This is a genomic window from Faecalibacterium sp. DFI.5.82 (genome assembly GCF_029076575.1).
In the GTDB taxonomy this organism is placed as follows: Bacteria; Bacillota; Clostridia; order Oscillospirales; family Ruminococcaceae; genus Faecalibacterium; species Faecalibacterium duncaniae.
The window spans coordinates 1-390 of record NZ_JARFIS010000131.1; the positions used below are offsets into that span (position 1 = coordinate 1).

Consider the following 390-nt stretch of genomic DNA (forward strand, 5'->3'; position numbering starts at 1 on the left):
GCAGAGCAGGCGGCCCGGCTGGGCAAAACGGTGGCCTGTCCGGTCTGTGGGGAAAACTTTACCCTGACCGCTGCCGTACCGGGGCCGGACGGCTGGGAGGTGGGGGCTTACGGCATCCGCACACCGGTTCTGGAACGGGCAGCGCTCATCCGGCCGGAGGCGCTTGATCTGGTGCTTGTGCCCTGCACTGCCTTTGATGCGGCCTGCCGCAGGGTGGGCATGGGCAAGGGCTACTATGACCGCTATCTGCCCAGGTGCCGGAACGCCGTGGCGCTGGGCGTGGCCTTTGAGGCCCAGCGGGTGCCGGAAGCGGCTGCAGAGGAACAGGACTGGCGGCTGGATGGATTTGTAACCGAGAGGAAAGTATATCGTGGAACTGATGAATTTGAG

The 390-nt window shown here is 64.9% G+C and carries 1 protein-coding gene; it reads left to right on the forward strand.

What is annotated here, in order from left to right; all coding sequences use genetic code 11:
* The coding region (locus P0G09_RS15915; RefSeq protein WP_275253143.1) for a 5-formyltetrahydrofolate cyclo-ligase at nt 1–390 on the forward strand (390 nt) is incomplete at both ends.